11 protein-coding genes are annotated in these 14,987 nt (G+C 65.0%); 2 read left to right on the top strand and 9 right to left on the bottom strand.

Going from position 1 to position 14,987, the window contains the following annotated elements:
- The first annotated feature begins 13 nt into the window (after positions 1-13).
- Positions 14-1,516 (top strand): flavin-containing monooxygenase, encoded by a 1,503-nt coding sequence (locus P6U30_RS30275; RefSeq protein WP_407166443.1) that lies wholly within the window; start codon positions 14-16, stop codon positions 1,514-1,516.
- Positions 1,517-1,672: 156 nt separating this feature from the next.
- Here the strand turns inward: P6U30_RS30275 and P6U30_RS30280 are convergent, their stop codons facing one another.
- From P6U30_RS30280 to P6U30_RS30305, 6 genes are all read right to left on the bottom strand, one after another.
- On the bottom strand, positions 1,673-3,316 hold the full coding sequence (locus tag P6U30_RS30280) for a GMC family oxidoreductase (protein ID WP_407170573.1): 1,644 nt from the start codon (positions 3,314-3,316) through the stop codon (positions 1,673-1,675).
- A gap of 28 nt (positions 3,317-3,344) precedes the next feature.
- A complete protein-coding gene (locus P6U30_RS30285) occupies positions 3,345-3,938 on the bottom strand; it encodes a GNAT family N-acetyltransferase (protein WP_407166444.1) in 594 nt (197 codons plus the stop codon).
- Positions 3,939-4,074: 136 nt separating this feature from the next.
- Positions 4,075-5,001: an SMP-30/gluconolactonase/LRE family protein gene (locus P6U30_RS30290; RefSeq protein ID WP_407148198.1), complete on the bottom strand. Its 927-nt coding sequence runs from the start codon at positions 4,999-5,001 to the stop codon at positions 4,075-4,077.
- An 830-nt stretch (positions 5,002-5,831) separates the two neighbouring features.
- A complete protein-coding gene (locus P6U30_RS30295; protein WP_407166445.1) occupies positions 5,832-6,719 on the bottom strand; it encodes a 4-(cytidine 5'-diphospho)-2-C-methyl-D-erythritol kinase in 888 nt (295 codons plus the stop codon).
- Positions 6,720-6,923: 204 nt separating this feature from the next.
- Positions 6,924-8,714 carry a tetratricopeptide repeat protein gene (locus P6U30_RS30300; protein WP_407170574.1) on the bottom strand — a complete coding sequence of 597 codons (1,791 nt, stop codon included), beginning with the start codon at positions 8,712-8,714 and terminating at the stop codon, positions 6,924-6,926.
- A 361-nt stretch (positions 8,715-9,075) separates the two neighbouring features.
- Positions 9,076-10,734: an electron transfer flavoprotein-ubiquinone oxidoreductase gene (locus P6U30_RS30305; protein WP_407166446.1), complete on the bottom strand. Its 1,659-nt coding sequence runs from the start codon at positions 10,732-10,734 to the stop codon at positions 9,076-9,078.
- Between the two features lie 195 nt (positions 10,735-10,929).
- Between P6U30_RS30305 and P6U30_RS30310 the strand changes: the two genes are divergently transcribed.
- Positions 10,930-11,769 (top strand): uracil-DNA glycosylase, encoded by an 840-nt coding sequence (locus P6U30_RS30310; protein ID WP_407170575.1) that lies wholly within the window; start codon positions 10,930-10,932, stop codon positions 11,767-11,769.
- 35 nt (positions 11,770-11,804) lie between these two features.
- On the opposite strand, the gene P6U30_RS30315 is transcribed toward P6U30_RS30310, so the two are convergent.
- The 3 genes from P6U30_RS30315 to P6U30_RS30325 form a co-directional block, all read right to left on the bottom strand.
- Positions 11,805-13,313, bottom strand: coding sequence for a glycosyltransferase family 39 protein (locus P6U30_RS30315; protein ID WP_407166447.1), 1,509 nt, complete (start codon positions 13,311-13,313; stop codon positions 11,805-11,807).
- Positions 13,314-13,560: 247 nt separating this feature from the next.
- Positions 13,561-14,316: a ribonuclease HII gene (locus P6U30_RS30320; protein WP_407166448.1), complete on the bottom strand. Its 756-nt coding sequence runs from the start codon at positions 14,314-14,316 to the stop codon at positions 13,561-13,563.
- A 93-nt stretch (positions 14,317-14,409) separates the two neighbouring features.
- Positions 14,410-14,865 (bottom strand): VOC family protein, encoded by a 456-nt coding sequence (locus tag P6U30_RS30325; RefSeq protein WP_407166449.1) that lies wholly within the window; start codon positions 14,863-14,865, stop codon positions 14,410-14,412.
- Positions 14,866-14,987 lie beyond the last annotated feature (122 nt).

Below are 14,987 nucleotides of genomic sequence, written 5' to 3' on the forward strand. Positions count from 1 at the left end.
AAGACCAGGGAACATGAACGTCCAGACCCAAATCCGCGCCGCCGAGCCCGTTACATCTGAACATTTCGACGTCCTTATCGCGGGCGCCGGCATCTCCGGCGTCGGCGCCGCCTACCACCTCACCACGCAATGCCCCGGCACCAGCTTCGTGGTGCTGGAGACGCAGAAGACGTTCGGCGGCACTTGGTCCACCCATCGCTATCCCGGCATCCGCTCCGACAGCGACCTGCACACCTTCGGCTATCGTTTCAAGCCGTGGACCAGCGCGCCGATCGCGACCGCGGCCGAAATCCTCAAATACATGGGCGAGGTGATCGAGGAGAACCACCTCGCGCCGCACATCCGCTATCGCCACACCATCACCGCGGCGAGGTGGTCGAACGAGACCAATCTCTGGACCATCGATGCCACGCGCATCGACACCGGCGAGAAGCTGCGCTTCACCGCCAATTTCTTCTGGATGTGCCAGGGCTATTACCGGCACGCCGAGGGCTATACGCCCGAATGGACCGACATGGCGAAGTTCAAGGGTCCGATCGTGCATCCGCAGAAGTGGCCCGAGGACCTCGACTACAAGGGCAAGCGCGTGATCGTGATCGGCTCCGGCGCCACCGCCGCCACGCTGATCCCGGCGATGGCCAGGGACGCCGGCCATGTCACCATGCTGCAGCGCTCGCCGACCTATTTCCGCACCGGCCGCAACGCGATCGAGATCGCCGAGGAGCTGCGCAAGCTGCAGGTCGACGAGACTTGGATCCACGAGATCACTCGCCGCAAGATCCTGTTCGACCAGGACGCCTTCACCCGCAAGACCTTCGCCGAGCCCGAGGCCGCCAAGAAGGACCTGCTGTCGGCGGTGGAGGCCTATCTCGGCAAGGACTACGACATCGCCACCCACTTCACGCCGCGCTACCGGCCGTGGCGGCAGCGCATCGCCTTCATTCCGGACGGCGACCTGTTCCAGGCGATCAAGGGCGGCAAGGCCTCGGTCGTCACCGACGAGATCGACCGCTTCACCGAGAAAGGCATCCTGCTCAAGTCCGGCAAGGAGCTCGAGGCCGACATCATCATCACGGCAACCGGCTTCCATCTCTCCGCCAACGGCGACATCGACTTCGAGATCGACGGCAAGCCGCTCGATTTCGCCGATACCGTGACCTATCGCGGCATGATGTTCACCGGCGTGCCGAACCTCGTCTGGGTATTCGGCTATTTCCGCGCCAGTTGGACCTTGCGTGTCGATCTCGTCGCCGATTTCGTCTGCCGCATGCTCAAGCACATGAAGGCAACGGGCGCCAGAAAGGTGACGCCGGCGCTGCGCCCCGAAGACCACAACATGCCGCTGCTGCCGTGGATCGATCCGGAGAATTTCAACCCCGGCTATATGATGCGCGGCATGCACTTGCTGCCGAAGCGCGGCGACAAGCCGGAGTGGCAGCACAACCAGGACTACTGGGCCGAGAAGGACGAATTCCCGGCGATCGACCTCAGGGACAAGGCGTTCGTCTACCGCTGAGCCGCTTCTCTTCTCCTTCGCCCCGCTTGCGGGGAGAAGGTCGGGATGAGGGGGACTCTCCACGAGTTCCGTGTGCGGAGAGTCCCCCTCACCCGAAATTCGCGTTCCGCGAATTTCGACCTCTCCCCGCAAGCGGGGCGAGGTAAGCCGAAGCCCTCACGCATACTCCTCGAGCTTGGCGGCCACGGGCGCGGTCTTGCCGCGGATCATGTCGGAGGCCTTGTCGGCGATCATCAGCGTCGAGGCGTTGAGATTGGCCGAGATCATTCGCGGCATGATCGAGGCATCGATCACGCGAAGTCCCTCCATGCCGTGGACACGAAGCTGGTCGTCGACCACGGCCCATGGCGCGTCCGCCGGTCCCATCCGGCAAGTGCAGCCGGGATGGAACGTGGTGGTGCCGCGCTGGGTCGCGGCGGCGAGGAATTCGTCGTCGCTTTGCACTTTGGGACCGGGAAAGTCTTCATAAGCGAAATACGGCTTCAGCGGCTCGGAGGCGAGCAGCCGCCGCGCCAGCTTCATGCCGGCGACGACGACGCGGCGGTCGATCTCCTCGGCGAGATAGTTGGTCTGGATGATCGGCGCCTGGAACGGATCGGCCGAGCGGATCCGGACATAGCCGCGGCTTTCCGGGCGCTGCTGCCACGACGCCACCGTCATGCCGGGCTCGTCCTCGAGCTGTCCCTGCACGCCTTCCTTGTAGCTCGCCGGCGTGAAGGTGAGCTGCAGATCGGAGCTTTCGGTGGTCTCGCCGGAATGCCAGAAGCAGTAGACCATGGTCGGCGACAGCGACAGCAGGCCGCGCCGCGTCGTTGCCCATTTCAGCGCCTCGACCCACAGGCTCATGCCGCGGCGAAGCTCGTTGATGGTCCTGATGTTCTTGACCCGCGCCACCGAACGCGGCGCGTAGTGGTCCTGCAGTCCCTCGCCGACACCCGGCAACGCGTGGCGCACCTCGATGCCGTGCGACTTCAACAGGTCGGGCGAGCCGACGCCGGAGAGCTGCAGGAGCTGCGGCGAGTTGTAGGCGCCGCCGGAGAGGATGACCTCCTTGGTGGCGCGGATCTCGAGCGGATCGCCGTATTTGCCGCCCCTGTTGTAGCGCACGCCGACGGCGCGCTTGCCCTCGAAGATGATGCCGGTGACATGCGCATGCGTGCGCACATCGACATTCGGCCGCCGCCGCGCCGGATGCAGGAAGGCGGTTGCGGCGCTGACGCGGCGGCCGTTCCGGATGGTGCGCTGGCAGTAGGAGACGCCTTCCTGGATCTTGCCGTTATAGTCCGGGTTGCGCGGAATGCCGAGACTGACGGCGCCGTTCATGAAGGCCTCGCAGAGCGGGTCCTGCCAGTCCATTGTGGTGACGGTGAGATTGCCGTCGCGGCCGCGATAGGTGTCGTCGCCCTCGCCGATCCGCTTCTCCATGCGCCGGAAATAGGGCAGCACGTCGGGGTAGCCCCAGCCGCGATTGCCGAGCTGCGCCCAGGTGTCGAAATCCTGGCGCTGGCCGCGGTTGTAGATGTGGCCGTTGATAGAGGACGAGCCGCCGAGCGTCTTGCCGCGCGGCGCGTAGATGCTGCGCCCGCCGGTGTAAGGACCCACCTCCTGCTGATAGGCCCAGTTCACGCTCTTCATATGGAAGGTCTTGATGAAGCCGGCCGGCAAATGGATGTAAGGGTGCCAGTCGCTCGGCCCCGCCTCGAGCACGCAGACGCGGGTGCCAGGATCTTCACTCAAACGATTGGTCAGCACGCTCCCGGCAGAGCCTGCGCCGATAATCACGTAGTCGAACGTTTCCATCATGTCGCTTCTCGCGCCGACTGCGGTGTCAGCGCGGCTTGTCGTTGAGTTGATAATTGAGGTGCGCCTTCACCGTCGGCCATTCGCTGGCGATGATGCTGTAAACCACCGTGTCGCGCAACGTGCCGTTGGGCGAGATCTGATGGCTACGCAGGATGCCATCCTGCTTGGCGCCGAGCCGCTCGATGCCGCGGCGACTCTGGTGATTGAAGAAATGCGTGCGGAACTCGACCGCGATGCAATCGAGCTTCTCGAAGGCATGGGAGAGCAGCAGCAGTTTGCACTGCGTATTGACCGCGCTGCGCTGCACACGCTTGGCGTACCAGGTCGAGCCGATTTCGACGCGCCGGTTCGGCGTATCGACGTTCATGTAGGTTGTCATGCCGCTGACTTGCCCTGCGGCGTCGAACACCGTGAACGGCAGCATCGAGCCGGCGGCCTGCAGGCCGAGCCGTCGATCGATCTCCTTGGTCATGTTCTCCGGCTTCGGAACGGCCGTGTACCAGAGTTTTGAGAGCTCGCCGTCCTTCACCGCTTCGGTCAGGCCGGCGAGGTGATCGTGCGACAGCGGCTCCAGCCGCGCATTTTCGCCGCGAAGGGTGACCGGTTCAAGCCAGGGCATTTTCGATCCTCTCTCCTCATCCTGAGGAGCGCTTCACTTGAAGCGCGTCTCGAAGGATGAGGCCACCGTTCGGGCCGCATGGTTCGAGACGGCGCTTCGCGCCTCCTCACCATGAGGGTCTATCATTTGCCTATCGTCACTTGTTCAAAAAGTTCAGCGGCAATCCCGGCCGCGACCAGTCCATCGCGATCAGTTCGCCCTTGCCCGACAGCGTGATGTAGGCGGTCTTCAGCTCCGGGCCGCCGAAGGCGATGTTGGTGGTCACGCGGTCGCCGGTCGGCACCTGCTCGACGAGTGTGCCGTCGGGCGCGATCACCGAGATGCAGCCCGAGACCAGCGTCGCGACGCACACGTTGCCGCTCGCCTCCACCGCGAGCGAATCGAACATCTGGTAACCGCCGAGGCCCGCGATCGGCTTGCCACGCTCGCCGCGATAGATCACGTCGCGCGGCTTGACGGTGCCGGGCTCGGAGACTTCGTAGGCCCACAGCCGCGCGGTCGGCGTTTCCGCGATGTAGACGGTCTTCTCGTCCGGCGACAGCCCGATGCCGTTGGCCGGCAGGATGCCGTGCACGGCTTCAACGATCTCGGTCATGCCGGGCTTCAGATAATAGAACGCACCGACATCCATGTCGCGGGCGCGGCGCTTGCCGAGGTCGGAGAACCACAGGCCGCCCTGCTTGTCGAACACCAGGTCGTTCGGCCCGCGCAGCTCGTGCTCGCCGCATTTGGTGACGACGGTCTCGACCTTGCCGGACTGCAGATCGACGCGCTGGATCGAGCCGCCGAGATAATCCTCCGGCTGCGGTCCCGGCATGATCATGTTGCGGGTCGGGATCCAGGAGAAGCCGCCGTTGTTGCAGACATACATCTTGCCGTCGGGACCGAGCGCGGCGCCGTTCGGGCCGCCCGGGACCTTTGCGACCACTTCCTTGCGCCCGTCGGGATAGACCCGGGTCAGGCGCTGGCCGCGGATTTCGACCAGCACGACCGAGCCATCGGGCATGACGACCGGACCTTCGGGAAACTCCAGATCGGTGGCGAGAACTCGAATATTGGCCATGGCATCCTCCCGGCTCTTGGGCTGCAGGCGGATTCCCTCGCGGTCCCCCATGCGCACCGTGTTGTTTCGTCCCGTTATGGCAAAGCGGATTTGGCTTGCCAAGCAATCGGGGCGCAACGCTGCCCGGCGTTGATGTGGCAGTGTTGTCGGCAGAGGCTGAGCCCGATGTCGCGCCACATCCAGTGCCGTCGTCCCTGCGAAAGCAGGGACCCATACTCCGCGGCCAGCGTCATCGGCAGGACTCGTCGTTCCAGCATCGCGCGGCAATTTACGATCGGGGTTTTGGGTCCCTGCTTTCGCAGGGACGACACTGAATTTGTTGCACCACTTGTGGGTCGCACATCCGCATTCTCGCGACATGACTTGCCCGAGTCTTGCCCTTCGTCCCGCCCTTTCCCTTGACAGAGGGCGCAGGGAAAGCCGGGCGCCGATCGCACCCAAGGGCCCCGAGCAATGGTAGAAAGCTCGGGGGTAGGACCACAGGTGTAACCGGAGCAAGCCCGGCTTTCCCTGCGCGATGGGTTACGGCTTATACGTGCTCGCCCCGGCGAGACTGGGCTTGGTTGTCACCGTCTTCAGCGAGAGACCTTGCCTCTGACTGATAAGACACCTGCCACTAGGGCGTCAGGCCTGCACGACTTCGCCGTCCGCCTCATGCGCGCTCGTCAGTTGCGCAAGCGGCGTCCACCGCATCTCACCCGACACTCGTGACGATCGCGAAGCGCCCCTCAGGTGGATGAGACAGCGTCATTGGACGTCTGAGTTGGGTCAAACGCGAAGCGAAATTTTGCCCGTCGGGGTGATTTGTCGCAGCCCTCAGGACGAACCGCTCAGCTCAGCGTGCCCGCATGCACCCACCAGCCGGGGTGCTCAGCGCGCAGTTTCTCGCCGGCGGCCTGGGCGTCGGTGTCGTTACCGAAGATCGCGAAGCACGTCGCACCGGAGCCGGACATTCGGACGAGGCGAACCTTCGCGGTCTCGCGCAGCGCAGACAGCACGTCGCTGATGACGGGCTCGATCCGCGCCGCGGGCGCTTCGAGATCGTTGGTGCCGAGCGCAAGCGCTTCGATCCAGTCGTCGATCGCACCGCCCGCCTCCGGCCAGGATGGTGCCTGGATCACGACGTCAGTGGCGCCGACCAGAAGCTCGCCGTGGCGCAGGCCAAGCGCATTGAAGACGTCCTTGGTCGCAACCGGAACACGCGGATTGACCATCACGCAAGGCAGCTTCGGCAAATTGAGCGGCAGCAGCGTCTCGCCGACGCCAGTCATGTCGCAGGCGCGCGAGCCGATGCAGACAGGCACGTCGGCGCCGGTCTGCAGCGCCACGTCCATGATCCTGGTGTCGTCGAGCGAGAGCTCGTTGAGCCGCGCCAGGAGGCGCAGCGCGGCCGCGGCATCCGCCGAGCCGCCGCCGATGCCGGCCGCGACGGGCAAGACCTTTTCCAGCGTGAAATGGCCAACCCTGAGGTCCGCCACACGCTCGCCGAGCAGGCGCGCCGCCTTGAGCACCAGATTGTCCGAGGTGTCGCCGCAGGCGTCGGCCAGCGGTCCTTCCATCGTCAGCGCAAGCTCGGAGCCGGGCTTGAGCGTGAGACGATCGGCGCAATCGGCAAACGCGACGACGCTCTCCAGGTCGTGAAATCCGTCGACGCGCCGCCCGACCACCTTCAGCGTCAGGTTGACCTTGGCACGCCCCTCTTCAACAAGCGCCGGCACGGCGATAAACCCCTAAAAACAAAGATCGTGTGCGATTAGCGTAAATCGCATCATGATCCTATCCCTTTGTTTGGGCAGAAATTCCGTCACCGCTCGTCATGCCCGGGCTTGACGATGAGAAAACGTCGATGCCCGGGACATCTTGCGCGAAGACGCGCGTCTGCCCGGGCATCACGGTGTTCTCTGGAAATGCGTGAGATCGGCTCAGCCGCCCTTGTCGTCTTCCTTCTTCTTGTCGGCGGACGCGGCGGCCGGCGACGGATCGTCGGGCAGACCGTTGTCGATCTTGGCCTGGATCTTCGGCAGCTCTTCCGGCTCGGGCTTGAGGTCACGCGCGTGCGCCCACTGGAACTTGGCTTCCAGCTTGCGGCCGACGCGCCAATAGGCGTCGCCGAGATGGTCGTTGATGGTCGGATCCTCGGGCTTCAGATCGATCGCGCGCTCGAGATTCTTCACCGCCTCGTCGTAATTGCCGATCCGGTAATAGGCCCAGCCCAGCGAGTCGACGATGTAGCCGTCGTCGGGACGCTGATCGACGGCACGCTTGATCATCTTCATGCCTTCGTCGAGGTTGATGCCCTGATCGATCCAGGAATAGCCGAGATAGTTCAGCACATGCGGCTGCTCGGGCTGCAGCTCGAGCGCCTTGCGCATGTCCGCCTCGGCCTTGCTCCACTGCTTGGAGCGCTCCTCGCAGATGCCGCGATAGTAGTAGGTGACCCAGGCGTTCTTGTCGCCGCCGTCGGCGGCCGGCAGCGCGTCGATTGCCTGCGAGTAGGTCCCGACGCAGTCGGCGAACTTCTTGCGGCCGCGCTCGATGTTGCCGAGCGCCATGATGGCCTCGATATCCTGCGGCGATTCAGCCGTCACTCCCTTCAGGATCTTGATCGCCTCGTCGCTGCGGTCGGCGGCGTCGAGGTTGGTCGCGAGCTGGATCTGCGCATTGCGCTTCAGCGGCGACGACGCGGGCATCCGCTCATAAACCTTGATCGCCATCTGCGGCTTCTTCACCGACTCGTAGAGATCGGCGAGCGAGAGCAGCGCCAGCGGATGGTTGGGCTGCAGGTACAGCGCAAGTTGCAGATAGACCAGCGCGAGATCCTCGCCGCCGCGCCGCGTCAGCGTCGCACCGATGCCGTAGAGCGCCTCGGCTGCGCCGGCCTGCGCCGTTTCGACCAGTGGCGGCAGCTTCTTGCCGGCCTTGGTGTCCCTGATCCCTTCCAACACCAGCGGATGCCGCGGCAGCTTCTTGTCGAAGGCCTCGTAGAGCGCGGTGGCGGCGGCCGCATCCTTGTTGCGCGAGGTCCAGCGCGCATATTCGTCGACCGTGCGCAGCATCGAATCGTCGAGCTTGTAGGCGCGCTCGAAGCGTGCGCCAGCATCCTTCTCCTTGTTGGCGAGCTCGAGGATCATGCCGGCGTGCAGATCCTTGAAGATCGGATACCAATCCGGCCCGGTCAGCTTGTCGATGCTGGCGACCGCGCCCTTCGCGTCGCCGGCGCCATAAGCCGCCCAGGCCGACAGCAGCGTCGCCACCAGATCGGTGATCGGACCGCGCACCGACTGATTGATGTTGGACTGCGCGGCTCCGTACTTCTTCAGCTTGAGGTCGCGTACGCCGATCACGAGTCGCGCAACGCGGTTGGCCTTGTCCTGGGTCAGGATCCGCTCGGCGAGCTTGACCGCCTCGTCGATGTCGCCATCGGCGAGCGAGGAGATGAAGGCGCGATCGAGCAATTCGGAGTTCTTCGGATCGGTGCGCAGTGCCGAGCGGTAGAACGCCGCGGCGGAGTTCGCATCGCGCTCGACACTGGCATGGCGGGCCGCCAGATAGCTGCCGGCCGTCGTCAGTGACTTCAGGTCGTTCCTGGTCGGAAACTGCGCTGCGTTGTCGGCGGGATGATCGGGCGTCTGCGCCGAGAGCTGCGCGGGCGCGGCGAGCGCGGCAGCGGCGATGAGGGCAATCGTCAGGCGGTTGAAACGGGTGGACAGCATCACGGTCGCCTTGCTCCAGGGATTTACGGCCACGATCTTGCGATCAGTCTCACATGCGAACCCAAGCGGCGGCATCGCGGCCAGGGACAATGCCGCTTTTGGCCTTCAACCGCAAGGATGCGCGTGACGAATCGATAGGCAGATTAAGCCTTTAGGCCCGCCGATCCAGCCAGCCACCGCAAAACGCTTCCAGTATGGCGGTATCGTGGCCGGTCCGGGCACAATCGCGTTGGGAAACAACTGTATCGGCAAGTGGCTGCCAAAACGGCGGTTCCCACCTCTCCTCTTGTGGGAGAGGCGAAGCGGAGCACGTGGCGACCGCGCGGCCCGCTCACGCAAACGTGGTCCAGACTTTTATTATCTACATCGCCTCGTAGTTCGGGCCGCCGCCACCCTCGGGGGGAACCCAGGTGATGTTGCCGTTCGGGTCCTTCACATCGCAAGTTTTGCAGTGGACGCAGTTCTGGGCGTTGATCTGGAAGCGCGGACCGGAGGCTTCCTCGACCCATTCATAGACGCCGGCCGGGCAATAACGGTTGGAGGGTCCGGCGAACACGTCGTGCTCCGAGGTCTTCTGCAGGTTCATGTCGGCGACCTTGAGATGGACCGGCTGGTCCTCCTCATGGTTGGTATTGGACAGGAACACCGACGACAGCTTATCGAAGGAGATCTTGCCGTCCGGCTTCGGATAGGCGATCGGCTGGTGCTGCTTGGCGGCGTCCAGCGTCTTGCGATCGGGCTTGGCGTGCGACTGCGTGCCGAACAGCGAGAAGCCGAGCGTGTTGCACCACATGTCGAAGCCGCCGAGCGCGACGCCGACGATGGTGCCGAACTTCGACCACAGCGGCTTGACGTTGCGGACCTTGTGCAGGTCCTGCCCGACGGCGGAGGAGCGCCAGGCGTTTTCATACTCGACGAGCTCGTCATTGGCGCGCCCGGCACCGAGCGCGGCGGCGACATGCTCGGCGGCGAGCATGCCTGACCCCATGGCGTTGTGCACGCCCTTGATGCGCGGCACGTTGACGAAGCCCGCCGCACAGCCGACCAGCGCGCCGCCGGGAAAGGTGAGCCGCGGCACCGACTGGTAGCCGCCTTCGGTGATCGCGCGCGCGCCATAGGCGAGGCGCTTGCCGCCCTCGAACACGCCGCGGATCGCAGGATGGGTCTTGAAGCGCTGGAACTCGTCGAATGGCGACAGATAGGGGTCGTCGTAATTCAGATGCACGACGAAGCCGACCGCGACGCGGTTGTCGTCGTAGTGATAGAGGAACGAGCCGCCACCGGTGGAATTGTTCAGCGGCCAGCCGAAGGAGTGCTGGATCAGGCCCTTCTGGTGCTTGGCCGGGTCGATCTGCCAGACTTCCTTCAGACCGATGCCGAATTTCGGCGGCTCGCTCTTGGCGTCGAGCTGGTACTTCGCGATCAACTGCTTGGACAGCGAGCCGCGCGCGCCTTCGGCGAACAGCGTGTACTTGCCGAGCAGTTCCATGCCGCGGGTGTAGGAATCCTTGTGGCTGCCGTCCTTGGCGATGCCCATGTCGCCGGTGGCGATGCCGCGCACCGCGCCGTTATCGTCATAGAGCACTTCCGCCGCAGCAAAGCCCGGATAGATCTCGACGCCGAGCGCTTCAGCCTTCGGCGCCAGCCAGCGGCAGACATTACCGAGCGAGCCGATGTAGCAATGATGATTCTTCATCAGCGGCGGCGTCATGAAGTTCGGCAACCGGATCGCGCCGCCCGCGCTCATCCAGTAGAAGCGGTCATCCTTGACCTGCGTCTTCAGCGGACAGTCGGCGTCGTCCCGCCAGTCCGGGATCAGCTTGTCGAGCGACACCGGATCGATCACCGCGCCCGACAAAATGTGCGCGCCGACCTCGGAACCCTTCTCTACCACGACGATCGAGAGCTCGGGATTGAGCTGCTTGAGCCGGATCGCAGCCGACAGGCCCGAGGGGCCGGCGCCGACGATGACGACGTCGAATTCCATGGACTCGCGCGGGGGAAGGTCTTCAGCACTCATGATCTGGTCTCAGCCCGTTGAGAACGCTTCTAAGCTTTTCAGGGGTCGTTGTTTCCGATTTTTAGCGGAAGGACAACCATGGAATTGCAATCGGAGGCGTTTCGCGCGGCCCCATGCGGGTTTGAGCGTGATGTTTTTCGGAAAACCGGTCTCCACTTTTCGCCGTCATGCTCTAAATTGCGCTCCATCATGGCCGTGATGCCCGAACCCGTCCCTACACTGCAGCAATTGCTGGCCTTTTACCTCGAGGCCGGGGTCGATTGTGCGCTCGGCGACGAGCCGATCAACCGGCTAGAGGAGCCTGACGCTGTTCCCGCGCCGGCCCAGCCGCGGCCGGTCGCCGCGCCCAATCCACTGCGTCCCCTCCCCGCCGCAATGCCAGCCGTTCCGCGCAGCGAAATCACCGTCGCGCCAGACGCCGCGATCGCCTCCGCGCGCGAGGCTGCGCGCACCGCGCCGACGCTCGCTGCCTTGCGCGAGCTGATGGAGACGTTCGACGGCTGCGCGCTGAAGCACACTGCGACCAAGCTGGTGTTCGCCGACGGCAATCCGCAAGCGCGCGTGATGTTCGTCGGCGAGGCGCCGGGCCGCGACGAGGACATCGAGGGCCTGCCCTTCGTCGGCCGCTCCGGCAAGCTGCTCGATCGCATGATCGCGTCGATCGGTCTCGACCGCAGCAAAGCCTATATCGCCAACATGATCCCATGGCGGCCACCTGGCAACCGCACGCCGACGCCGCAGGAGACGCAGGTTTGCCTGCCCTTCATCCAGCGCCAGATCGAGCTGGTGAATCCCGACGTGCTGGTGACGCTCGGCAATCCTTCGACGCAGGCGCTGCTCGGCACCCGCGAGGGCATCATGCGCACGCGCGGCAAATGGCTCGATTTCGACACCGGCACGCGCACGATCCGCGCCATCGCCACCTTCCATCCGGCGTACTTGCTGCGCTCGCCGTCCTACAAGCGGCTGTCATGGCAGGATTTGCGCGCGATCGCCAAGGTGCTGCAGGGGACCACGGCTTCGCAGATGGGGTAACGGGCCCCGTCCCCCATCTACGGCTCCCCATCAATCTACGCCCCCTTCGGCCGCACGATCGCCCAGCCGATCCTCAACACGCCCTGCCGTCCGTTGACCAGCCGGTCGAACGAGCGCGGCACTTCCGGCACCAGGCCGGGAAAGCGCTGCGCGATCTCGGGCGGCGGCGTGCCGCCGGTATCCCGCGCGCGCCACACCACGACGCCGCCGGTCTCGTTGAATTTCGCGATCGACAGCCACGGCGTCCGCTGCGGCGTGGCGTCGAGCAACAGATGCGGGCGGCGCGCATTCATTGCGATCAAGCTGGCGAGTTCCGGATCGCCCGCCACGGCACGCAGGCGCTGGTTGGTGCGGCGCTCATAGCTATCGTCGAAGAAGCGGCCGATCGCAGCCGCTGGCAGCGAGGTCGGCACCTCCCTGGTGCTGGTCCATGGCATGAACAACACCATGGCCAGCGCGGCCAGCGCCGGCGCGGCAATGGCGAGCGCCCAGGCCGTGCGCAACAGCCGCTGGTGCCGGAGGCGGATCAGATCCCCGGCGGCGACCACAACGGCAAGCCCCGACATCAACAACGCAACGCCCGCGCCGCCGAACACGCGGTTAATGTTGAACAGGCCCGAGACAAAGCTGCCCACGATTGCCGGCGCGAAGGCGAAGAAATAGACGAACTGCTGCCCGAGCGGTCCGACCGGCGGACGGTGGATGATCGGCGCATTCTCGCTGTCGCCGGCGAACCAGCGCGAATCGAGGATCACCAGCAGCACGACAGCGCCCATCGCCACGACCAGGCCGCCGAGCACGACGCCCCAGCGCAGCGCGCGGGCCTTGAGATCGGCAATCTCGGGCAAGGGTGGAAAGACGATCGCGTCGGCGCGGATCAGCCAGATCAGATAGGGCAGCGCCAGCACGACGATGACGAGCAGCGCATAGAGCGGATCGACCGACATCAGCGTACGCCGACCGCGCGCGCTGGTGACGGCAAAGACGGCGACCAAGAGGATCATGCCGATCGCCGCCGGCGTCGTCAGCAACAGAAGGCCGCAATCGATCGACCAGGCGAACCAGGCGCTGCGCCGGTTCTGTCCGATCAACTGCCAGGAATGCAGCAGCAACAGTGCCCAGAGCGGCCGCGCCAGGATCAACGGACCGAACTCGACGCTCGGCGACGAGAACACCACGACCGTCATGGACAGCAGCACCGCGAGCACCGCATGCGGGCCACCGACGATCGCGCGCGCCAGATGGTAGAACGCGATGAAGGTCGCGACCTCGCAGGCCTGCGCCAGCAAATAGACGCCGAACACGTGGTTGCCGGCGGCGCGAAAGGCGATGTCGGCGAGCCAGAACGACAGCGGCGGCCCCATGTCGGTGCCGACCTGATATTCGCGACCGAATGCCAGCACGGTCGCGAGATTGCCGGGCGGGCTGCCGTAGAAGATCACCGGCAACAACAGCCAGATCGCCGCCTGCGCCAGCACCACGACCCAGACCACCAGCCGTGGCCGGGCGCGGATCAGTTCGACAACCAGCGAGGTGAACCGCATGAAACGCCTGAATGCCCCAGCCACCAGCGTCGGCGGCTCAATCTCATCCCGTGATAACGGCCGACAGCGGGAGAGGCAATGCTGGTGAACCCACGCGACAAATCCAAATTCCGCCCTCATGCCCCGCGAATGCGGGGCATCCAGTACGCCGCGCCCTCTCGGGCTGAATTACCATGGCCTCTGGAATACTGGATCGCCCGGTCAAGCCGGGCGACAACAATCGAGATTGTGGCTCGCGCTATCTGCGCTACGCGGCCGCCACCGCTGCGGCCTCGCTCTCCGGGTCCACCGTGAACAGGTCGGGCTCCGCTAGTTCGGGGAAATGCTTCGCGCGCGCGGCAACGACCGGGGCGAAGAAGCTGCGGTGATGGACGCTTGGCCCGAGCCGGTCCAGCGCCTCGAGATGTTCCGGGACGGCATAGCCTTTGTGCTGCTCGAAGCCGTAGCCCGGGCAATCCAGCGCCAGCGCGCTCATCAGCCGGTCGCGGGTCACCTTGGCTATGATGGACGCCGCCGCGATCGACACCACAAGGCCGTCGCCACCGATCACCGCCTCGCAATCGCAGGCCGTGACGAGCTTGTCGCGTCCGTCGACGAAGACGTGCTTCGGCATTTCCGGCAGCGCGTGGACGGCGCGGGCCAGCGCCCAGAGCGAGGCGCGCAGGATGTTGTCGCGGTCGATGCGCGCAGGCGAGGCCACCGCGACCGAGAAGGCGGCCGTGGCGCAAATCTCCTCGAACAGTTCCTCACGGCGCTCGGCGGTCAGCCGCTTGGAATCATCGATGCCCTTCGGGATGCGATTGGGATCGAGCACCACCGCGGCCGCGACCACAGGCCCGGCCAGCGGGCCGCGCCCGGCCTCGTCGCAGCCGGCGATCGGCCAGACGCCACGCTTGATCAGCGCTCGCTCACGCCGGAAGCTCGGCCGCGCCACCGCGATCACGCGCTTCTCTGGCTTGGCCGGCTCGACCGGCTTCTTCTTCACTGACTTGTCCCGAATCATGCGCGGATCGTGATCAAGCGCGGCTCGCCGCGCAACCGGGAACCTGCCATCGTCCCCGCTATTCATTATACTATTGATATTATTGGTCGCAGCCTAATCCGGCATCGACACCCGCCGGTCGTCGCCGACCTCGAAACCCGGCGCGCGGACCACTTCCCAGGCGTGGCCATCCGGATCGGCGAAATAGCCGCAATAGCCGCCGTAGCTGGTCGGCTGCGCGGGCTTCAGCAGCTTGGCGCCTTTCGAGAGCGCAAAGGCCATGACGGTATCCACTTCCGCATCGTTGTTGCAGTTCCAGGCAATCGCGACACCGCGGAACGCCGCCGGGCGCGGCTGATCGGGAAGCGCGGCGTCCGCAGCCAGCAGATGCCACGGGAACAGGCCCAGCACGCTGCCGCCGGTTTCGAAGAAGGCCACCTCCTCACCGGTCGCGCGGTATTTCCGCGCAAAGCCCAGCGACTCGTAGAACGCGATGCTGGTACGCATATCGCTGACGCCGAGGGTCAGGACCGTGAAGCGTGGGGTCGGGGCGGTGGCGGTGTTGCTCATGGTTACCTCTCTCCGTCATTGCGAGAAGCTCGCGACAAAATTGCAAAGCAATTTTGCGGTGAAGCGACAAAGCAATCCATCTATCCCGACGTGACATGGATTGCTTCGCTCGCGATGACGAT

Source organism: Bradyrhizobium sp. ORS 111 (assembly GCF_045571485.1).
Classification (GTDB): Bacteria; Pseudomonadota; Alphaproteobacteria; order Rhizobiales; family Xanthobacteraceae; genus Bradyrhizobium.